This window comes from Thermoleptolyngbya sp. C42_A2020_037, assembly GCF_015272455.1.
Lineage (GTDB): Bacteria > Cyanobacteriota > Cyanobacteriia > Elainellales > Elainellaceae > Thermoleptolyngbya.
Genome location: NZ_JACYLP010000014.1, coordinates 168,172 through 189,470 on the forward strand (window position 1 = coordinate 168,172; position 21,299 = coordinate 189,470).

The following is a 21,299-nucleotide window of genomic DNA, read 5'->3' on the forward strand; positions in this document are numbered from 1 at the left end:
AAACCTGCAACCCCGCGCCTGCCGCCAGGAGGATCGCCCATGATGCCAGGTCTAAACCCGCCGGATAGCGGGCACTCCAAGCGATCGCCCCTCAATCCCCAAAAGACCGGCCCCCGAACTCGACCGCTCGATTTTGGCGATCGCTTTACCTGTCCCGTCTGTCGGCATGGCGAAATCACTGGGCTAGTGCTGATGGATGCCTTCGCCTGCAACTTTTGTCGGCATATTTTTACAGCAAATCTGGCAGATCAGTCGGTGCAGGTGGCAGACAGCGTACAGCCTATGACTTGGCGCTGGACGGGCTGGAGCTGGCAATCTGCTTATCAAACGGACCCCAACCTCACTACCTTTGTTTGGCTGGTGGCGGTGGTGCTAGTGGCGCTGCCTACGGGGATAGTCTGGCTGTCGTCCTACACCTTTCCACCGCTGCCCGGTAGCCCTTGGTCCTGGTTTCCGGTGGTCTGGGTCAGCATTACGTTTGCCGCCCACCTGTTGATGGTCGCCTGGCTGCTGGCAGAGCATTACCAGTTTCCGCCCTACATTTCCAGCAAGGTGCGGCTACGGCATTTTTTCAATCGGTTTTAGGTTGGTTCTAAAAAGCTGAACGGCTGTGGGTGAATGGATGCTTTAGAGCCTCGGCTGTGATGGTTGGCGTGGAATCAGGGCGATCGCCCTCCGCCAAGCTGCCGAAGAAAGTTCAGCCAACGTTCAGCCACTGCGGGGCGTGGAGTCACCCGGTCGGGGGAATTTGGGGTATTTGAAGATTTGAGAAGCTAGAAGCAGTGACCCGCTGGGCAGCATAGGGTTATGATCGAAGAAAAGTTCTGTATCTATAGCTACAGATCATCCTGCGGATATAGGCATAGAACTTTCCCCTTTGGTAATTTCATTTAACATCGCTATCGCTGGAGATCCTTATGGCCCGCCAAAACCTCAAAGACACCAAGCAACCGCTGTCTCCTAAAGTGCCTGCAACCCCTCCGGCTGAAGAGTTTAACTTTGACGAGTGGGCGGGTGCCGTCAAACAGCAAATGATTGCCTCCCTAAAGCGACGGGGTTCTGCTTGATTCGTCGAGCCATCCGTTGGAACCAATTTTGGGGTCAGCAAAACCGATAGATTTCCAAAATCTATCAGTCTGAATCAACTAAGTCCGAATCAACCATCTTGAATACACCGTCTCAATCGGGTTCTGGGCTGGGTCGTAGATGCGACGCTCTCGGAACCCGATTTTGGTCTGCAAGAGCATGGATTGAATTACAGCGGGTAGGGATGCCAGCTTGTCGGGTGTCGCTTGGTCAATTCTCCTCAGGAGCGCGACGAATGAAACTGCTGGGCCCTTTAGGCGCTTGACTCGCAATCCAAAATCACAAATCCAAAATCGCAAATCCAAAATCGAGAATCGAGACTACCCGATCGGGGGATAGGCCTGCCCAGTCTTGTAGCATATTGTAGTTTAAGTAGTATTGAAGCACCCATGAATTCCACAGGCTAAGAGAGCGCGGTGAACCCTTGAGTTGCACTGCGCGGTTTTCTCACGACTTCACACCATTTCCACAGAATTTCTAGAAACCGGAGGTGCAACCGATGTATCTTGACTCTCAACCGTTACCCATTTCGGCGGCGATGCCCGATGTTGCTTCGCCGTCTCCAGACGAGGCTCTACTAGGGCGATCGCCCACTGCCCCTGCTCAACCTGACGCAGCACCCGATTCGCTAGAGCATCAGCAACACATTCAAACCAGAGAGCTGGTTAACCGGCCCAGAGCCATTCACTATCAGCAGCGAAGATTGTTCTAGAGCCTGCATTTTAGCATGATGCTCGACGTACCAGATGCGTGCGTTGATTCGGCTCTCAGGCATCCCCGATGCCCACCTTTTGGCTGAACTAGAACTGGCGCAGTTGGACGATTTCTTGTGGGCGCAGTCCGCGAGAAATCGTCCAGAATCCCAAAAACTGATCGCAAGTGCGTCAGTCCTATGAAAAGAGCCTGCTGGATGGATGGCGTTTTGTTTACCATCACCCGGAGTTTTTGACATGATGACTTTGACAGAGCGCTCGGTCAGCAGCAAGGCTGACTATCAGCGCTTGGCGGATTTCCTCAATCTTTGCGAAGCCGCCACCTATCGCGAGTATTTCTTTACTGCCGAGGAGCTGGCCCACGATGCGACCCATCCCAGCTTTGACCCAGTGGGCGATCGCCGCCTATGGGAAGACGCAACGGGTCAGTGGGTGGGTGTGGCTTCGCTTTGGGGCGCGAAGGAACCCATTGACGGCTTTCTAGATCGGCATTTGTCGCTGCGGGTGCATCCCGACTGGCGCGGCCGACTGGAACCCGAGATGCTGCGCTGGGGCGAAAGCCGCCTGCTGCAAATTGGCCAGGCCCGTAACCTGCCCACCAAGCTCTATGTCCACCGCCGCGATACGGAGGGCGATCGCCTCGCCCTGTTTGAACGCAACGGGTTTAGGTACGAGCGCCGCTTTCTCACCGAAGCGCGATCGCTCCTCGACCCCATTCCCCCCGCGCAACTGCCCGCCGGGTTTCAAATCATCGACAATACCCGCCGCGTGCCTGCCCAAGACTGGGTGGCTCTGTACAATCAGACCTTTATCGATCACTGGGGCTTTCACCCGCTGACGGTGGAGCAGCATGAACATTGGCTGAGCGAGGCGGACTATCGACCCGATCTGGATCTGATCGCCGTGTCGCCCGATGGCACGCTGGCTGGCTTTTGCAGGTGCTACATCAGCATCCCCACCAACGCCCACTTTGGCCGTCGCGAAGGCTGGATTAGCTCGCTGGGAACTCGTCGCGGCTTTCGGCGGATGGGGCTGGGGCGATCGCTCTTGCTTGCTGGTCTGCACCAGCTCAAAGCCGAAGGCATGGACACAGCACTGCTGGGCGTAGACACCCAAAACCCCAACGCGGCCTACGACCTATACCACTCAGTCGGGTTTGCGCCCCAGTTTGCATGGTTGAGCTACGCAAAGGTGATGGGGTGACGGAGTGAGGAGGCGAGAAACGGAGAAAGAAAAAACGAAAAATGAAGAACGAAGAACGAAAACCGGAACCTCTTTTCGTTCTTCGTTCTTCGTTCTTCGTTCTTCGTTCTTCCCTCTTCCTCCCTCCACCGCTCCCAAACAGTGCTACCATCACACTGCTCCGAACTTTATCGTTCCAAATGCTGTCTTTATCTGAGCTAAACGCAATGTCCCAGGAGGCGTTTGTAGCCGCGCTGGGGGCAATTTTTGAAAACACTCCGGCGATCGCCGCCAAAGCGTGGCATCAGCGCCCGTTTGACTCTGTAGAGGCATTGCATCGGGCGATGGTAGCAGTGGTACAGGCAGACAGCGACGACGCGCAACTGGCGCTGCTGCGGGCGCACCCCGATTTGGGCAGTCGTGCGGCGATGGCGGATGCCTCGGTGCAGGAGCAGGCAAGCGCGGGGCTAGATCGCCTCTCGCCGGAGGAATATAGCCGCTTTCACCAGCTCAATCAGGCCTATACCGAGCGGTTTGGCTTTCCGTTTATCATTGCTGTGCGATCGCACACCAAAGCCAGCATTCTCGCCGCGTTTGAAGAACGGCTGCAAAACTCCCGCGAATCTGAACGGCAAACTGCCCTCCAGGAAGTGTTCAAAATCGCTCGCTTTCGCCTGGATGCGACGCTTAGTGCAGAAGTGTGAACTGAGTTTTGGCAAAGCTGGCCAGTTCCAGTTGCGCTGTCTTGCGGCCGCAAAGCAGTTAGGCTGAAGATAGAGCGTTTAGGAAACTTGCGATGTCTGATTCTGGGAAGACTGAGACCGCTATAAAAAAAACTCTAGAGCCGCCGCATCCAGGCGAGCCGCTAATCAATGAGCCGATGCGATCTCCTGCAACCCGTGACCTGGCTCAGTTCAGCGATCTGGAGCTGGCGCAGGCGCTTTTGCAACGGTTGGCGATCGCCCCCAATGACTGGCATCGCCTCAAGGCAAACCGCAAAGCCAGGGCACTGGAACAGGCGGCGATCGCCCTGGTTTATTTGCTAAAAGATCAGCCAGAAGAAGCGCTGGCGCGGTTGCAGCAGGCTTCGGGCTGGCTGGATCGGTCGATTTCTGCGCCGCCTTGTCCGACGCACGGGCGTTAGAGGAAGGCAGAGTCGATGCAGGGATGCGGAGAGTTCCAGAATTTGGGTAGATCGGTTGTCACTGCAATGTGTCACTGCAATACATCGCTGCAATGCGTCGCTGCATTGCGTCGCTGTAGTCTGCTGTAGTCTTCTGCTGTAGTCTATTGACGTGTTCAGTTGGGGAGTTCGTTGAGTAAACTGGAGGCGATTCCCTTAAGGATCGCTTCGCGAATCGCCATTTCTAGATTCCATAACATGACCACTAAGCTTCTAGAAAACTCGGCATTCCTCTCCCAGCCCTGACCGCGATTTATCCTTTATCCCTGATCCCTTCAATCTATGTCTCAAGGGAAAAATGACATTGCTGCACTCCTGGTCGCCCTGATAGTCACCGTTGGGCTGATCGGCGGCGGACTCTGGTTCTTTGGCAGGCAATTTTTGAACAGTGGTAACGGCAACTCGCCCATCGCCACTAGCCCCGATGCACCCGATCCTGCTTCCCCTAACCCTGCTTCTCCGCCACCTGTTGCAGGCGGTGCAACAAATCTCGATACCTCCGTCCCAGATCCGGCAGTGCTGACGATTGACGGCAGCGTGACAATGGTGTCGCTGATGAAACGGCTCCAGCTTGCCTATGCCCAGACCAATCCGGGCTTGCCGACGACCTATGGCGTGCCCGATGGTCGCCCCAACGGAACGAATGCGGGAATTCAGAATCTCGCCAATGGCACCGTCGTCCTGGCGGCCAGCTCTCGCCCATTGAACGCGGCGGAAGCCCAGTCAGGGCTGGTGGGGGTGCCGATCGCCCGCGATGCGCTGGCGGTGGTGGTGGGCAGAGACAACCCCTACACCGGCGGGCTAACGCTGGATCAGCTAAAGCGGATTTATCAGGGGCAGATTACCAACTGGTCGGAAGTTGGCGGCCCCAATGCGCCGATTAAAGTAATCAACCGCGCCAACGACAGCGGCACCCAGAGCTTCTTTAAGGACGTGGTGCTGCTGGGCGGCGACTTTGCGCCAGAGGGACCCAATTTCACCACGCTGCCTCGCGACGAAACCACGCCAATGCTGCGGGCGCTGGGCAATAACGGCATTGGCTATAGCACTGTGCAGCAGGTGGTGAATCAGCAGACGGTGCGAATTGTACCGATTGATGGTGTACAGCCGACGGATGTCGCCGCTGTGAAAAACGGCACCTATCCCATCAGCCGGATTGTCTTTCTGGTCGCTCGGCGGCAAACCAGCCCCGCTGTGAAGCAGTTTATCGACATGGCGCTGTCGCCGTCAGGGCAGCAAATCGTGCAGCAGACCGGCTTTATCCCATTGCAATAATCTCCAACTAAGAGATGAACCTGAGATTTTGGCGCGGCGTAAGCTGGAGAACCTTATCCATCCGCTGGAGGCTACTGGCTCTGTTGGGATTGGGGTTGGCGCTGGGGCTGTATGCCTGCCAGCCCAGGTCACCCCAGGCCACGCAATCCCCCACGACGCAAGTTCCCAGTGCGCTGCGGGTTTCGCCGCCTGCACGCTCGACTGCGCCTTCTGACTCGCCGGATCTGCCTGTGGAAACTCAGGCGGTGCTGGACGGGCTGCCGGATTTGCCCAACCCGCCGAGGGGCGACGTGCGGCTGGTGGTAATCAGCGATTTGAACGAGTCCTACGGCTCGACGCATTATTCCAAGGAGGTGGATCGGGCGATCGCCCTCGTTCCCTTCTGGCAGCCCGATCTGGTGCTGTGCGGCGGCGACATGATCGCAGGGCAAAAGGCGACCCTGCCCGACGAAGCCTTTCCTGCCATGTGGCAAGCGTTTGATCAGCATGTGGCGGCTCCGCTGCGGCGGTTTGGCGTACCCTTCGGCTTCACATTAGGCAACCACGATGCGTCAAACGCGCAGGGAGCAGGTGGGTTTCGGTTTCAGCGGGAGCGTGATGCGGCAGCGAAATATTGGAAAAACCCGGCCCACAGTCCGGGCTTAAAATTTGGCGATCGCGCTGACTATCCCTTCTCCTACAGCTTTACCACCCACAGCGAGAAGGGCGACGTGTTTTTCCTGGTGTGGGACGGCTCTGGCAGCAAGATTCTGCCCGAAACCCTGCAATGGGCCGAGCAGGCGCTTTCTAGCGAAGCGGCTCAGTCTGCCCAGTTAAGAATCGTATTGGGACATCTGCCGCTGTATGGCATCGCCCAGGGCCGCGACAAACCCGGCGAAGTGCTGGATAATGCCGACCCACTGCGATCGCTCCTGGAAAAATACAACGTCCACACCTACATCAGCGGCCACCACCACGCCTACTATCCTGCCCACCGGGGCAAGTTGCAACTGCTCTACTCCGGCTTGTTGGGGTCAGGCGGTCGCGTGTACATTGACCACAACCTGCCGCCCCGCAAAACCCTGACGGTTGTGGACATCAACTTTAACAACGCCGAAAAGACGACCTACACCACCTACGACATGGAAACATTTCAAGTCTTGAAACCGGAGAGCCTGCCCCGCTTCTTGGTCGGTCACAATGGTTTAGTGCTGCGGCGCGACGTGAAATTGCAGGAACTGACGGCCGCTGAAAAATCACTTTGCATCACTCGACTGGGTGAGCAAGCCTGTGCAGCGTAGCAATGCCGCGTGGGGCAAGGACTTTGCGCTAGGTAACGAAGTCTGCTGCCAATTTCTGAATTGCGCTACACTAGCAGCATGATGAAGGCGTTACGTCCTGCATCAGCTTCAGGACGCAACGTTGTCAGAAGTGGGTTCCGCACCCGCTTTTTTTATGTTCGTTTTGAGTTCCTCAGGAATTCAAATATCAGGGGCTAAAGTCTAAAACCCAAAATCCAAAATCCAGAACCCCAATTCCCTCACTTCCTCCTATGGCACACCCACTCATCCCCGACATTCTCGCCCTGGCCTCGCCAGTCGCAGAACCGCTAGGGCTGGAAGTGGTCGGAGCCGTGTTTCACACCAACCAAAACCCGCCCGTGCTGCGGATCGATATCCGCAACCTGGAGCAAGACACGGGGCTGGAGGACTGCGAACGCATGAGCCATGCGCTGGAGGCAGTGCTAGATGAGGCAAACCTGATTCCCGATGCCTATGTACTGGAGGTGTCGAGTCCGGGTATCTCGCGATCGCTCACTACCGACCGGGAGTTTATCTCCTTCAAAGGCTTCGCGGTGATCGTGTCTACTAGTGCCCCCTACGAGGGACGCACCACCTGGAACGGTCAACTCATCAAGCGAGACGACGACGCAATTCACTTGAGCCAAAAGGGACGGGCGATCGCCATTCCTCGCAATCTGGTCAGCAAGGTGCAGCTAGATGAGAAGCGGGGATAACGGCTGTTCTGTAAGGTCGATTTTGTAAGGTCGATTTTTTGTACGTAACGCACACGAAAACTCGAACCGCTGGTTACGCCAACACCCCCCAATAACCCTCCAATACCCAAACTTCCAAAACTTAATACCCACGGAGAACTGAATCATGTCCATGGTTACCCTGCCCGGTTTACAAGAAATGATTGACGGCATCAGCCGCGAGCGCAACCTGCCAAAACACGCAGTGCAGGCGGCGCTACGGGAGGCGCTGTTGAAGGGCTATGAGCGCTATCGCCGGACGCACCGGCCGGATACGTCGATTTTCGATGAAGATTACTTCAATAACTTTGAGGTGGAGCTAGACATCGAAGACGAAGGGTTTCGAGTGCTGGCCACCAAGGCGATCGTGGAAACCGTGGACAACCCCGACCACCAGATCGCCCTGGAAGAAGTGCAGGAAGTGGCTCCAGAAGCGCAACTGGGCGATACAGTGGTGCTGGACGTAACGCCGGATCAGAACGAGTTTGGACGGATGGCGGCAATCCAGACCAAGCAAGTCCTGGCACAAAAGCTGCGCGATCAGCAGCGCAAGCTGGTGCAGGAAGAATTCCAAGACCTAGAAGGAACCGTGCTGCCCCAGGCGCGGGTGCTGCGATTTGAGCGGCAGTCGGTGATTATGGCAGTGAGCAGCGGATTTGGACAGCCGGAGGTGGAGGCGGAACTGCTGAAGCGCGACCAGCTTCCCAACGACAACTATCGCGCCAATGCGGTGTTTAAGGTGCTGCTGAAGCGCGTGTCGGAAGGGTCCCATCGCGGGCCACAGCTTTTGGTATCGCGAGCCGATGCGGGGCTGGTGGTAGACCTGTTTGCCAACGAAGTGCCGGAAATTGAGGACGAGATCGTGCGGATTGTGGCGGTGGCGCGGGAAGCCAATCCGCCGTCGCGTTCCGTCGGCCCGCGCACCAAAATTGCTGTGGATACCCTGGAGCGCGACGTAGACCCGGTGGGAGCCTGCATCGGCGCACGCGGCTCTCGGATTCAGGCGGTGGTGAACGAGCTGCGCGGCGAAAAGATTGATGTGATTCGCTGGTCGCCCGACCCTGCAACGTACATTGCCAATGCGCTGAGTCCGGCGCGGGTGGATGAGGTGCGCTTGGTTGATCCCGAAAGCCGCCAGGCCCATGTGCTGGTTCCTGAAGATCAGCTGAGTCTGGCGATTGGCAAGGAAGGGCAGAACGTGCGACTGGCAGCGCGGCTGACGGGCTGGAAGATCGACATCAAGGACACGGCGAAGTATGACTACGAGGCCGAAAACCAGAAGATTGCTGAACTGGCAGAACAGCGCCGTTTGGCAGAGGAAGCCGCTGCGGCCAAACGGGCAGAAGAGGAAGCGCTAGAGGAAGAGTATGACGAAGAAGACGATGACGAAGCGCTAGAGGTCGAAGAGGCCGTGGAGACGGAAGTGGCGATCGCCCCCGCAGCAGACCCAGAAACCGATTCCCCCGCAGATGAGGACGCAGTAGACGATCTCGCCGACGACGAACCTACTGCTCTGGCCGAAGATGAGCTAGAAGACGATGCGGTGGCAGAGGATGAAGCTGACCTTGCAGCAGAACTGGACGAAGAAGACTTAGACGACGACTTGGATGAAGAGGACTTGGATGAAGAGGACTTGGACGAAGAGGACTTGGATGAAGACGACGACAAAGCCTGATCGGGTCTAACGCCTGTCTCTGAGAGATTGCTTTGATTCCGCTTCTATTCCGCATCTAAATCTTCTTCAGAGCGATGTCTAGCACTCGCAGGAGCAAGCCCACAGCGGGTCTGCTCCTGCTGTGCTTTTTGCCGAAGCCACCCAGGAATACCGAGTTCCGCCATAGCATACAGCCGCTCAAACTCGCGCTGAAAGTGGGCTGCGACGGTGGCGTTGTCGATCACCAGCAGGTTTTCGTCGTTGTTGTGGTTGGCGGCGGCGCTCCAGTTTTGGGAGCCAGTGATGACGCGCTGCTGGTCGATAACGGCGAACTTGTGGTGCAGCAGGTCGCCCTCTGGCAGGGTGGGAATGCCCACGGTGGCGATCGCTCTCTCCCAAGTTTTATTCCCCTTCTCAATCCGACACTGGGAATCAGGCAGCGCCACGCCCATCATGTCTAGCGCCTCGCTGTAATAGCGGAAGGCAAAGCCGGGGTCGATCAGCGCCCGCACCTGCACGCCTTTTTGGTGCTGAGTCTCCAGCGCACTGCCCAGGTTTTGGTCAGAAAACACAAATAGCGCCAGATCCACCTGTCGCCGCGAAGCTGACAGGGCCCGCCCAATTAGCCCGTTGACGCTGATCTGCCAGGGCTGGGTGGGCGAGGTGGGCGAAAACTGTACTGTCACCCGCGAGGTCGGCGCAAGCAACGCTGAACGAGGCGTTCGCGCGGGTTTCTGTAGCCCAAAGCGACTATCGGGGCGGCCGCCGGGCCCATCGCCCCACATCAGGTTAAATTCGTCGGTGAAAATCTGCGCCAGCGCGATGTTTTGAATCCGCAGCAGATGGTTGGGGTTGCCCCGGCTGTCTGGAGCGCCAAAGTCGCCGTGAATGTCTGAAGTCGTGAAGTTTGCCGACCCGACGATTACCACCTGACCATCCACCACGACAAACTTGTGGTGCATCAGCCCGCTGCCCTTGGAGCCATCCGCCGTGTCGTCTATCAGCGGCACGCCGGCTGTTTCCAGCATCACTAGGGCATCGCGCCGCGCCGCCTCCTGGGGCGAAACGCGACCGTCGCCGTTTTCGTCCATCAGCCGCAGCGCCTCTTGATACCGAGTGCGATCGCGCTCCGTCATCCGCCCCGTCTCTGCCCCCGACACCTGGCTCAGCGGCCGCCGATAGTTGTTTTCCACAATCACCCGCACCCGCACGCCGGCCCGATGCTGCTGCACCAGCGCTTCGGCAATGCGCGGCAGCCGCAATTCCTGCACGGCCACATCGAGCGATCGCCGCGCCGAGAGAATGCCGTCCACAATCACCTGCTCCAGGTCATCGCCTAGCCGCTCTAGGCCCCGATACGGCTCTCGATAACGCGCTGCCTGCGACTGGTTGAAATAGACCTGAATCAACGGATCTTGGGGCAGTGGCTCCAGCAGTGGGGACTGCGCTGCGCCCCGCCGCCACAGGCTCAGCCCCGCCACCAGCAGCAGCCCCGCCGGAAGCAGCAGCAGCCAGCGCTTGCGCTTTTTGGATCGTGTCATCGAGATGCCCCTGAAAGGTGTCAGGCGGGGTTCGGGACTAACCTCTAACCCCTAACCCCCTTAACCCTAATTTTCCCGACAAGCAACGGCGGATAACGCTTACCACTGAACGGTTTTGCGTTCGCGGACGACGCGGCGATAGATGGCTTCGGTTTGGGCAGCCAGGTCTTCCCAGCGAAAGCGCTGCACCAGGTCGATGTAGGCGTTTTCCACCAGCACTTTGGATTCTTCGGGGTGGCGCAACACTTCCAAAATGCCCCAGGCCAGGGAATCCGGGTTGTTGGTTTGGGTAACGATGCCCGTTTTGCGGTGCTGCACGACTTCTGGCAAACCGCCCGTATCGGACACCACGACGGGCACACGGGCGGCGAAGCTCTCCAGCACGACAATGCCAAAGGGTTCGTAGAGGCTGGGAAATACGGCACAGTCGGCGATCGCCTGAAATTGGTTCAGGTCAGCATCAGACATAAACCCAGTGAAATAGCACTTGTGCCAGATGCCCAAATCCCACGCCTGCCGCTTCAGATGGTCAGTGTAGCCCGTGCCAATGAGGATGATTTTGGCATTGCCGTTCATTTCCCAAATCACTTTGGGGGCCGCGCTGAGCAGAATATGAACCCCTTTTTCGTGGGTCATGCGCCCGACGTAGTAAACAATTCGCTCGTCATCGGTGGCATAGCGGCGGCGAAAGGTCTGCCAGTCAAACTCGTCGCGGGCGGGCTTTTTCTCCGGGCGAATGCCGTTGAACACGACATCGGTCTTGTCCCAGGGGCAATGCAGCACGCGCTCCACTTCTCGCTGCATGTATTGTGTGCAGACGATTAGCCGCCAGGCTTCATGGGCCAGCAGCTTTTCCTTGCCTGCGATGTAGTGGTGGGTGGGGTTGTGCAGCCCGTTGTGGCGACCGGCTTCGGTGGCGTGGATGGTGGCGATCAGGGGAATGCGGAAGGCGTGTTTGAGGGCGATCGCCGCATCACCCACCAGCCAGTCGTGGGCGTGGATCAGGTCGAAGGGGCCATCTTCTGAAAGCAGTTTCCCGCCGTGGCGGCCCATGCTCTCGTTCATGTTCACTACCCAATGAAAAAAGTCGTGTCCACCTGTCACCGGGACACGATGCACCCGCACCCCTTCTACCACCTCGTAGTGGGGCGCTTGCCCAAACTCCACCGTCAGCAGGTGAACCTCATGCCCCAGCTTCACAATTTCAGGAAACAGTTCCGAGACATGGCGAGCGATTCCTCCCACGATGCGCGGCGGAAACTCCCATGCCAGAACCAGGATCTTCATTGCCCCATCCAAGTCACATCGCCTAAGTTCCACCAATTTTACACAGCTTAACCCCGCTCACTCGCTCAAATGTTAAGTCCATTTACAAATGCTCGACTCTATTCAAGTCTCAATGCTCCAAAGTTGCGAAATGTAACGATACACTCAAGATAATGAGAGACAACCTGCTTGCAGGACTGCTCCCGAAGATTGCTTCTAGTCTATTGCCTCTAGTCTTCTGAGGCGGAAGTTTTGCCCCTAATTAGTCATGCAGACTTGAGTCTGCCTCCTAAGCCCGCCTCCAAGGAGCTAGCTGTGAATCGGTTGACAGAAGTCACCCCTACGAACGGTCAGGCTGTTTACGCTGCCCAGCACTAGTTCACGCCTGCAACTCGCATTCTGAAATGACCTGAACCCATGACCCACGTAATGCAAACCCTCACCCTCGGCCCCAGCGGCCCCACGGTTCCTGCCCTCGGTATTGGCACCTGGGCCTGGGGCGACAAGCTCTATTGGGGCTACGGCAGCGACTATGACGAAGCGGCCCTGCGCGATGCCTTCAAAACTGCGGTCGAGGCTGGTGTAACCTTCTTTGATACGGCTGAAATTTATGGACTGGGCGAATCCGAGCGGCTGATTGGGCGCTTTGCAAAGGAACTCCAGCAGCCCGTGATTTTGGCAACGAAATACTTTCCGCTGCCCTGGCGAATTTGGGGAAGTGCAGTGGCTGATGCCCTGACTGCCAGCCTCAAGCGGCTCCAAGTGCCCACGGTGGACTTGTATCAGGTTCACTGGCCCTTCGACTTTTTGATGGGGCAGCCAACGCTGATGAATGCCCTGGCCGATGAGGTGCAGCAGGGTCGCATCAAGTCTGTCGGCGTGAGCAACTACTCCGCTGAGCAGATGCAGCGGGCGTTTGACCTGCTAGCGCAGCGCGGCGTGCCCCTAGCGGTGAACCAGGTGCAATATTCCCTGCTGGCGCGGCAGATTGAGCGCAATGGCATCATGGACGCAGCGCGGCGACTGGGCGTGACGATTCTGGCCTATAGCCCTTTGGCGCAGGGGTTGTTGACGGGAAAATATACACCCGAAACCTACACGCCACCCCAAGGGGCCCGCAAGCTTGACCCGCGCTTTAGCCGAGAAGGGCTGGAAAAACTTGCGCCAAAGGTGGGCTTGCTAAAGGAGATTGGGCAGAAATATGACCGCACTCCGGCGCAGGTGGCGCTCAACTGGCTGATTGCTCAGGGCAACGTGGTGCCAATTCCGGGTGCAAAGAACGCCAGCCAAGCCGCCCAAAATGCCGGAGCGTTGGGCTGGATGCTGAGTGAGGAAGAACAAGGGGCGATCGCCCAAGCTTGGGAGTAGTCGTCGTGCAGTGGAATGTCGCAGGGATGCCTCTAGACTCCCTCACCGTACTATTTCGCTATCCTTCCTCACCCCATCACTCCGCCGACTCCTGCGGTGGCTGCCTGTAGCCAAAAAAGTCGATAGAATAGCCCGTAATTTTCACGCCGGTCTGCTGCTCGATTTGCTCGATCAAGTCGCTGGGCAGGTCAACATGAACATCTAGAATTTGGTTGGTATCCAGACAGTTCACATGGCTATGGGGATCGCTGATATTGCCGTAGAGTCGTCCGTCGGAGCGCTCGACGCATTCGATGATGCCCTGCTCAGACAGTGCTTCTAGGTTTTGGTAGACGGAGGTGTGGCCAATGTCTTTGCCCTGCTGGTTGAGGCGATCATAAATCTCGCGGGCCGAGAGGTGTTCCTGCTGCTGCCAGAGCAACTCCAAAATGAAGCGGCGCTGCTTGCTGAGGCGCATTCCCAAAAGCTGACAGCGATTGAGAGCGTCTTCTAGTGAGCGAATGGGTTTGCGGTCAGCAGTTTCAGGATTCATAGTCTCGACGTGGCAGCTTCAAGCAGCGGATTATAAAGATGGCGTTGACAGGTGATGAATAGATGACTTGAGATGAATAAATGATTTGATCTGTCTTTGGATCTAATTCTAGTCCAGAGATTCGAGTCGCTGTTGATACCTCTCATACCGAGAGGCTGACCAAGGACCTGACTGGGAAGCTTACCCTAGGAGACCAATCACCATGCAATTCTCATTAACCTGGGCTGAAACCTGGGCTGACTCTCTGGGCAAGGAACGTCTGGGTAGTGAGGCTTTCAGCAGGCTCTAACCTCTTATGCAAACTCACTACAACTTTAACTTAAAACTGTCAAGACTGTCCACAGGGGCAGAATTTTGAGGAAAAAGGGCGATCGCCGCGACTATCCCAAGTCAGAGATTTTCCAATGTTGCCCACGCTGGTATTGCAAGACGGTATCTTCCAAAACCCGATTGGAGACTGGCAGTTTTGGGGTTTGGCAGGCTTAAACCTGGACTTGCCTAGTGCAGTGTCATGATTTGGTTTTAGGGTGATGCCTTGGCTCGTAGTCAGCGCTTCAGCGCTAAAGCGCTGACTACCAACTTAAGTTCTAGCTATGACATAGCACTAGTCCCTATCCTTCTGAGCATCTGTACTTGCGATCGCCCGTACTGCTACACTGGGATCAGGGCTGGGCGTGGGTTCATGATTCCGCTGCAATTAAAACTCAAAAATTTCCTCAGCTATCGGCAGGCGGCGCTCGACTTTCGGGGGCTGCATGTAGCGTGCGTGTGTGGACAAAATGGGGCGGGCAAGTCTTCGCTGCTGGAGGCGATCGCTTGGGCAATCTGGGGTGAAAGCCGCGCAACTCACGAAGACGACGTGATTCACCAGGGCGAAACCGAAGCCCAGGTAGAGTTTACGTTTGGCTGTCGCCAGCAGACCTATCGAGTGCTGCGGACGCGAGTCCGCGGGCAGACCAGCAGCCTGGAGCTTCAGATCGAAACGCCGACGGGGTTTCGTCCGCTGACGGAGCGGGGAATGCGGGCGACGCAGCAGTTGATTTTGCAACACCTGCGGCTAGATTATGAAACCTTTGTCAACTCAGCCTATCTGCGGCAGGGGCGGGCAGACGAATTCATGCTGAAGCGGCCGGGCGAGCGCAAGCAGATTCTCGCTGACTTGCTAAAGTTGGATCAGTATGACGAGGCGGCGGAAACCGCCCGAGAGCGATCGCGCCTGGCCAAAGCAGAGCTAGACGTGCTGGAGCGATCGCTAGAAACCCTGGCACAACAGCTAGAAGCAGGCGCGTCTCTATCGGCGGAGTGCGAAGCGCTGAGGGCGCAAATCGACACCTGGCAGCAGGATCAGACCAGCGATACCGATGCACTGCACCAACTGCAAGCCGTGCAGCAGCAGCGCCGTGCCTGGACTCAGCAGTTGCACCTACATCAGCAGCAAGAGCAGCGATTGCGGCAAGACGGCCAGCGACTCCAGCAGGATTTGGCAGCAGCCCAGCAGCAGTTGCGATCGCTCGAAGCGACTCTCTCAAAGGCAGACGAAATCACCGCAGGCTACACCGAGTTTCACAGCCTGCAAACTGAGGAAGAGATTCAGTCCGCCAAGTTTCATGCTCACCAAGCGGCGATCGCCCAGCGCGACCAACTCCAGCAGCAGCTTAGCACCCAGCTTGCTGCATTGCAGGATCAGCACTCGCGCCTCCAGGCACAGCGCGACACCCTCCAGCAGCAAATCCAGGAGTTGCAGCACACTCTGGCAAAAGCGCCTGACCTCGACACTGCTCTAGAAAACTTGCGAATGGCGCGAGAGCGGCTGGTGCAGCTAGACCAGCTTCAGTCCCAGGCTGCCCCCCTGATGCAGCGCCAGCAGCAGATTCGTGCCACGCTGGATCGCGCCCAGGCACGGCTCCAGGCCCGTTTAGAAGAATATCAAACGACCCGTCAACAGCTTCTTCAGCAGCAGGGTCAGCAGGCTCAGGCTTGTCAGGCGCTAACCGCGATCATGGAACGGAGCGCGTATTTGGAAAATCGCCGTCGCTATCAGCAAGAATTGCGCGAGAAAGGTATGGAGCGGCGTACCTTTATGGAACGGCTCCAGGAACGTCAGCGTGAACTAGAGGCGCAGGTGGCGGGGCTGGACAATAAAATGGCGTTGCTTCAGCAGCAGATGCCTGGTGCGATCGCCCAGCCTGCCTCTTCTCTAGAGCCGCATCGGACTTCTTTGGAACGGGCCTCTGAACGAGCGTCTGAACAATCTTCGGCACAATCTCCAGAACTCTCTTCTGATTCTCTAGAGGCAGAGCGTGCTGACTCGGCGGGAATCCGAAAACGTCGCGGAAAGACAAAGCAAACGACGCTCAAGGTGCTACCGGATGCAGCATTAATGGTTCATAGCCAGGAGCAGCCAGGTTCCCAGAGCAGTTTTCCCCCGTGTCCCCTGTGCGATCGCCCGCTGGATGAGCATCATTGGGCGGTGGTGATGGAGCGGCATCACGCCGAAAAGCAGGAGCTTTATGATCAGCTTTGGGTGATTCGAGAACAGCTTGCCGTTTCGGAGCGCGAAATTCAGGTGTTGCGCCAGGAATATCGCGATCTAGAAAAGGAACTGGCAGACTATAGCGATGTTTTGCAACTGCAAGGCCAGCTTCAGCAGCAGGTGCAGGACAGGGCGACCGTCGAGGCGCGGCTGCAACAGTTGGCGCAGGAGGAGGCGGATCTGGGGCGATCGCTGCAAACGGGCGACTATGCTCCCGACTTGCACGAAGAGTTGCGTCTGCTGGATGAAACCCTGGCGCAGCTTCAATATGATGATCGGAACCATGCCTTGGCGCGGGGCGAGGTCGATCGCTGGCGCTGGGCAGAGATCAAACACGCGGAGCTAAAGCAGGCGCAAAAGCGGCTCCAGCAGCTACTCACTCAGCAGCCAGAGTTGGAGGCGCGGCTAGCCACCGTAGAACAGCAGCGGGCGGAATTGCTGAACCAGTCGGTGTTGCAGCGGCAGATTCGCGACTTGGAGCAGCAAATCGAGGCGATCGCCTATAACCTGAAGCGCCACACCACGCTGCGAAATGCGCTGCGGCTGGCGCAGGTGTGGCAGTTGCGCCATCAGGAGCTTCAGCAGGCGCAGCAGCAATATCCCCAGGTGCAGCAGCAGGTGAAGGATTTGGCAGCGCGGCTGACAGAGCGCTCGCATCTGTTAGACACTCTCTCCGCAGACATCCGGATGCTGGTGCAGCAGATCGAAGCCACGCCTGACCCCGCAGGGGCGATCGCCACCCTAGAACAGCAGATACAGCAGCGGCGCACCCAGTTGGATGCGGGGCTGGCCAATTTGGGAAGGCTGGAACAGCAGATTCAGCAACTTGCAGCCCTAGAGCAGCAGCAGGCAGATTTGCTGATTCAGCAGCGCAACCTCCAGCGCCAGCGCCAGGTCTATCACGAGCTAGCGCAAGCCTTTGGAAAAAACGGCATTCAGGCATTAATGATCGAAAATGTGCTGCCGCAGCTAGAGGCAGAGGCAAACCAGATTCTAGGACGGCTGAGCAATCATCAACTGCATATTCGGTTTGTGACGCAGCGGGCCCGCCGGAAGGGGAAATCCACCAGTCCCCAAGGCCTGATCGACACGCTGGATATCCTGATTGCCGATGCCAACGGCACGCGCCCCTACGAAACCTATTCCGGCGGCGAAGCCTTCCGGGTGAATTTCTCGATCCGGCTGGCGCTGGCGCGGCTATTGTCGCAGCGGTCGGGCACGGCGATGCAAATGCTGATCGTGGATGAAGGCTTTGGCACGCAGGACGACGCGGGCTGCGATCGCCTGATTGCCGCGATTCAGGCGATCGCCCCCGATTTTGCCTGCATCCTCACCGTCACCCACATGCCCCGCTTCAAGGAAGCCTTCCAGACCCACATCGAGGTGACCAAGACCGAACAGGGTTCAACCCTCAGTCTGGTGTTTTAGGTTGACCATTTCAGCGAGATGCACCCAAATTTCTCCCAAATTTCTAATTTCTCCCAAGTTTCTAACTTTTGGGCTTGTGGGTACTTGCAATTGACAGTTCCTTAAGCTGCTTGTCGTCTACTGGGGAAGGCGCATTGGTCATCAGGCAGCGGGCCTGCTGGGTTTTGGGGAAGGCGATCGCGTCGCGGATCGACTCTTCGCCCGACAGCAGCATGGCCCAGCGGTCAATCCCGTAGGCGATGCCCCCGTGCGGCGGCGTGCCGTATTCAAAGGCTTCTAGCAAAAAGCCAAACTTTTCGCGGGCTTCGTCGGGCCCAATGCCGATTAGCTCAAACACTTGCTGCTGCAAGTCCGGCTGATAAATCCGCAGGCTGCCCCCTGCCACCTCGAAGCCGTTGTAAACCAGGTCATAGGCCTGGGCGCGGGCAGTTTTCAGGTCGCTCAGGTCGTCGGGATGGGGCGCGGTGAAGGGGTGGTGCAGCGGATCGAGGCGCTTTTCCTCGGCGTTCCACTCAAACATGGGAAAATCCACGACCCACAGCAGATTAATCTTGTCCGGGTCGATCAGCCCCAATTCTCTGCCAATGACCTGCCGCAGGCGGTCGAGCGTTTTGTTTACGGTGTCGGTGTCGCCTGCGCCGAATAGCAGCAGGTGTCCGGGTTTCGCGTTTGTCCGCTGGAGAATTTCCGTTTTTTTCTCCTCGGTGAGGTTGTCTTTGATCGCGCCGATCGTTGTGATTTCGCCATCTTCGCCAACGCGGATGAAGGCCAGTCCCTTCGCGCCCATCGTCGTAGCCTCGTTAAACAGGTCACCACCGGGCTTGATGCGGACGTTGGAAATCGCATCGTTGCCGCCAGGAATCGGCAAGATTTTCACAATGCCGCCCTTGCTCACTGCGTCGGCAAAGACCTTGAAGCCCATATCCTGCACCACGTCCGACACGTCTACAAGCTCCAGCCCAAAGCGGGTGTCGGGCTTGTCGCTGCCGTAGCGGCCCATTGCTTCGGCGTAGGTGAGGCGCGGGAAGGGGCGCGGCAGGTCAATGCCCTTCAGCGTTTTGAACACCTGGCAGACCATTTCTTCGTTCAGCGACAGAATTTCGTCCTGGGTCATGAAGCTCATTTCCATGTCCAGTTGGGTGAATTCGGGCTGGCGGTCGGCGCGGAGATCCTCGTCGCGAAAGCAGCGGGCAATTTGATAGTAGCGATCGCACCCTGCCACCATCAGAATTTGCTTGAACAACTGCGGCGACTGGGGCAGCGCGAAAAACTCGCCCGGATTGACGCGGCTGGGCACGAGGTAGTCCCGCGCTCCCTCTGGGGTGGAGCGAGTCAGCACGGGCGTTTCCACTTCCATAAAGTGGGCTTCGTCTTCCAAAAAGCGGCGGAAGGTTTTGATAAGCGCATGGCGCAGTTGCAGGTTGCGGCTCATCCGCTCGCGCCGCAGATCCAGATAGCGATATTTCAGCCGCAGGTCTTCGCGCACAGGTTCCTGCTCGGCAGTAGACACCTGGAAGGGCAACTGCTTCCGCACCGCGCTAAGAATTTCAATCTGGTCGGCATAGATTTCGACTTCGCCCGTGGCCAGCTTGGGGTTGAGCGATTCCGGCGGGCGCTGGGTGACGCGGCCCGTGATCTTCACCACATACTCGTTTCGCAGGCTGTCGGCTAGTTCGTAAGACGCGGGCGTGCGCTCTGGGTCGCTGACGATCTGGGCAATGCCCGTGCGATCGCGCAAATCGACAAAAATCACGCCGCCATGATCTCGTCTGCGATCGACCCAGCCGCAAAGGGTAACAGTGTCTCCAACGTGAGTTGCTCGCAGGTGACCGCAGTAATGAGTACGCATGGAAGTCAGGATTTAGAGGAATAGATGAATCAGAGTTGCAGCGTTGTCGGGCAGACCGGGAAAGATCGTGCGGAATATCCCGACTAAAACCTATTCATTATCCTGCATTCGGGCCGCCATTGACGATGGTTTGGAAATGCCCTCATGCCCAGTTTTGCCTGGGAGGGACAGGGGTAGTGCGGGTTCTAAACCTCGCCTGAGTTGAAACTTGTTGCTTTACATTCTTCAGGGTTGAGGTGATTTTTCACCCAGCGGTGGTTAGCCAGTGCCACGGGATTGGCATTAATTGGTTTCTGAAATTGCTCAACTCGCTGGAAGCTTGACGGTGATAAACAAGCAGACACAGTAGAGCGATCGCCCCTGGGGTGACGGTGTAGAGTAATCTAGTTTGCACAAAGACAACTGCCGAACGATACTTATGAGCAACGCTGCATCCCCCTCCTCGACCAGCACAACCGCCGCTTCCGCGAGTCCCTCGGCCCCAGACCGCGACTGGTCGCCCCTGCTGCAACAACTGCTCGACGGGCGATCGCTCGACGCGGGTCAGGCCGCAGACCTGATGCAGGGCTGGCTATCAGAATCCATTGCGCCCGCGCTGTCCGGGGCAATCCTGGCGGCAATCCAGGCAAAGGGCGTGTCGGCGGACGAACTGGCAGGCATGGCGCGGGTGCTTCAGGCACAGTCTCTCGGCAAGACGGTGGATGCAGATTTGCCGACCCCGCTGATCGACACCTGCGGCACGGGCGGCGATGGCGCGTCTACATTTAATATTTCGACCTGTGTAGCTTTTGTGGCGGCGGCGGCAGGTGTGGCAGTGGCCAAGCATGGCAATCGGGCTGCTTCCAGTCGGGTGGGTTCTGCGGACGTGCTGGAAGGGCTGGGCGTAAACCTGGGCGCACCGCCGGAGCAAATTCGAGCAGCGCTGCGCGAGGTGGGCATTACGTTTCTATTTGCTCCCGGCTGGCATCCGGCGATGAAGTCCGTTGCGCCCATCCGCAAGACGCTAAAGGTACGAACCGTGTTCAACCTGCTGGGGCCGCTAGTCAACCCGCTTCAGCCGACGGGGCAGGTGATGGGTGTGTTCAGCCCGCAGTTGGTGGAAACGGCGGCGCAGGCGTTGCAGCAGCTTGGACGGGAAGAGGCGATTGTGCTGCACGGGCGCGAAAAACTGGACGAGGCTGGCCTGGCAGACTGGACAGATATGGCGGTGCTGTCAGGCGGGGAAGTGCGATCGCACGCTGTTAATCCCGAAGCGCTGGGCCTAACACCTGCCCCCACCAGCGCCCTGCGCGGCGGCGAAGTGGCGGAGAATCTAGAAATTTTGCGGAACGTGCTTCAGGGCAAAGGCACTGCGGCACAGCAGGATGTGGTGGCGCTAAACGCAGCCCTGGCGCTAAAGGTGGGCAATGCGATCGCGGGTGCAACCGACGACCTGGATCAGACGCTGCGGCTAGGGATCGTGCAAGCAAAAGACATTCTCAGCAGTGGGGCCGCCTGGGCCAAGGTCGAGGCACTAGTAGACTTTTTGAAAGGGTAGAGATTTCGCGGTCTGGAGCCACGTCTCTATACCCTTGGCACAACCCCCAGTGCGCTCCGGGTTGTAGACCTTCTGCATTCGTTTTTCGTTCTTCACTTTTCCATTTTTCTGAACCCCTGGCACAACCCCCAGTGCGCT

Annotated in this window: 18 protein-coding genes; 12 read left to right on the forward strand and 6 right to left on the reverse strand. The window is 57.6% G+C overall.

Annotated features, from left to right (window positions below; all coding sequences use genetic code 11):
• Window positions 1-42: 42 nt before the first annotated feature.
• Complete coding sequence (locus IGS16_RS04510; RefSeq protein ID WP_297083675.1) at window positions 43-585, forward strand: hypothetical protein; 543 nt, start codon at window positions 43-45, stop codon at window positions 583-585.
• A gap of 332 nt (window positions 586-917) precedes the next feature.
• Entirely contained in the window at window positions 918-1,067 is a 150-nt protein-coding gene (locus IGS16_RS04515) for a hypothetical protein (protein ID WP_172357706.1), read from the forward strand.
• Between the two features lie 474 nt (window positions 1,068-1,541).
• Here the strand turns inward: IGS16_RS04515 and IGS16_RS04520 are convergent, their stop codons facing one another.
• Window positions 1,542-1,706 (reverse strand): hypothetical protein, encoded by a 165-nt coding sequence (locus IGS16_RS04520; protein WP_297083677.1) that lies wholly within the window; start codon window positions 1,704-1,706, stop codon window positions 1,542-1,544.
• A gap of 8 nt (window positions 1,707-1,714) precedes the next feature.
• Window positions 1,715-2,038: a hypothetical protein gene (locus tag IGS16_RS04525; RefSeq protein WP_297083679.1), complete on the reverse strand. Its 324-nt coding sequence runs from the start codon at window positions 2,036-2,038 to the stop codon at window positions 1,715-1,717.
• Between IGS16_RS04525 and IGS16_RS04530 the strand changes: the two genes are divergently transcribed.
• From IGS16_RS04530 to nusA, 7 genes are all read left to right on the forward strand, one after another.
• Window positions 2,037-3,002 (forward strand): GNAT family N-acetyltransferase, encoded by a 966-nt coding sequence (locus IGS16_RS04530; RefSeq protein WP_297083680.1) that lies wholly within the window; start codon window positions 2,037-2,039, stop codon window positions 3,000-3,002. The genes IGS16_RS04525 and IGS16_RS04530 overlap by 2 nt on opposite strands.
• A gap of 179 nt (window positions 3,003-3,181) precedes the next feature.
• Window positions 3,182-3,685: a 2-oxo-4-hydroxy-4-carboxy-5-ureidoimidazoline decarboxylase gene (gene uraD, locus IGS16_RS04535; protein WP_297083682.1), complete on the forward strand. Its 504-nt coding sequence runs from the start codon at window positions 3,182-3,184 to the stop codon at window positions 3,683-3,685.
• Window positions 3,686-3,861: 176 nt separating this feature from the next.
• Window positions 3,862-4,125, forward strand: a complete 264-nt coding sequence (locus IGS16_RS04540; RefSeq protein ID WP_297083705.1) for a DUF6439 family protein — start codon at window positions 3,862-3,864, stop codon at window positions 4,123-4,125.
• A gap of 321 nt (window positions 4,126-4,446) precedes the next feature.
• Complete coding sequence (locus IGS16_RS04545; protein ID WP_297083683.1) at window positions 4,447-5,439, forward strand: phosphate ABC transporter substrate-binding protein; 993 nt, start codon at window positions 4,447-4,449, stop codon at window positions 5,437-5,439.
• Window positions 5,440-5,453: 14 nt separating this feature from the next.
• Window positions 5,454-6,719 carry a metallophosphoesterase gene (locus IGS16_RS04550; RefSeq protein WP_297083684.1) on the forward strand — a complete coding sequence of 422 codons (1,266 nt, stop codon included), beginning with the start codon at window positions 5,454-5,456 and terminating at the stop codon, window positions 6,717-6,719.
• 251 nt (window positions 6,720-6,970) lie between these two features.
• Window positions 6,971-7,435, forward strand: coding sequence for a ribosome maturation factor RimP (gene rimP, locus IGS16_RS04555; RefSeq protein ID WP_297083686.1), 465 nt, complete (start codon window positions 6,971-6,973; stop codon window positions 7,433-7,435).
• Between the two features lie 145 nt (window positions 7,436-7,580).
• A complete protein-coding gene (gene nusA, locus IGS16_RS04560; RefSeq protein ID WP_297083687.1) occupies window positions 7,581-9,128 on the forward strand; it encodes a transcription termination factor NusA in 1,548 nt (515 codons plus the stop codon).
• 44 nt (window positions 9,129-9,172) lie between these two features.
• On the opposite strand, the gene IGS16_RS04565 is transcribed toward nusA, so the two are convergent.
• Both IGS16_RS04565 and IGS16_RS04570 read right to left on the reverse strand, forming a co-directional pair.
• Window positions 9,173-10,648 (reverse strand): phospholipase D-like domain-containing protein, encoded by a 1,476-nt coding sequence (locus IGS16_RS04565; protein ID WP_297083689.1) that lies wholly within the window; start codon window positions 10,646-10,648, stop codon window positions 9,173-9,175.
• Between the two features lie 99 nt (window positions 10,649-10,747).
• Window positions 10,748-11,935 carry a glycosyltransferase family 4 protein gene (locus tag IGS16_RS04570; protein WP_297083690.1) on the reverse strand — a complete coding sequence of 396 codons (1,188 nt, stop codon included), beginning with the start codon at window positions 11,933-11,935 and terminating at the stop codon, window positions 10,748-10,750.
• 408 nt (window positions 11,936-12,343) lie between these two features.
• Here IGS16_RS04570 and IGS16_RS04575 point away from each other — a divergent pair, with 408 nt between their 5' ends.
• Window positions 12,344-13,282 (forward strand): aldo/keto reductase, encoded by a 939-nt coding sequence (locus IGS16_RS04575; RefSeq protein WP_367185726.1) that lies wholly within the window; start codon window positions 12,344-12,346, stop codon window positions 13,280-13,282.
• A 76-nt stretch (window positions 13,283-13,358) separates the two neighbouring features.
• Here IGS16_RS04575 and IGS16_RS04580 read toward each other — a convergent pair whose 3' ends face one another.
• A complete protein-coding gene (locus IGS16_RS04580) occupies window positions 13,359-13,814 on the reverse strand; it encodes a Fur family transcriptional regulator (protein ID WP_068513971.1) in 456 nt (151 codons plus the stop codon).
• Between the two features lie 682 nt (window positions 13,815-14,496).
• On the opposite strand from IGS16_RS04580, the gene IGS16_RS04585 reads away from it, so the two are divergent.
• The gene (locus IGS16_RS04585) at window positions 14,497-17,775 is read left to right on the forward strand and encodes an AAA family ATPase (RefSeq protein WP_297083695.1); all 3,279 of its coding nucleotides are present in this window, start codon (window positions 14,497-14,499) and stop codon (window positions 17,773-17,775) included.
• A gap of 61 nt (window positions 17,776-17,836) precedes the next feature.
• On the opposite strand, the gene aspS is transcribed toward IGS16_RS04585, so the two are convergent.
• A complete protein-coding gene (gene aspS / locus IGS16_RS04590) occupies window positions 17,837-19,624 on the reverse strand; it encodes an aspartate--tRNA ligase (RefSeq protein ID WP_297083697.1) in 1,788 nt (595 codons plus the stop codon).
• Between the two features lie 418 nt (window positions 19,625-20,042).
• Between aspS and trpD the strand changes: the two genes are divergently transcribed.
• Entirely contained in the window at window positions 20,043-21,161 is a 1,119-nt protein-coding gene (trpD, locus tag IGS16_RS04595) for an anthranilate phosphoribosyltransferase (protein WP_297083699.1), read from the forward strand.
• Window positions 21,162-21,299 lie beyond the last annotated feature (138 nt).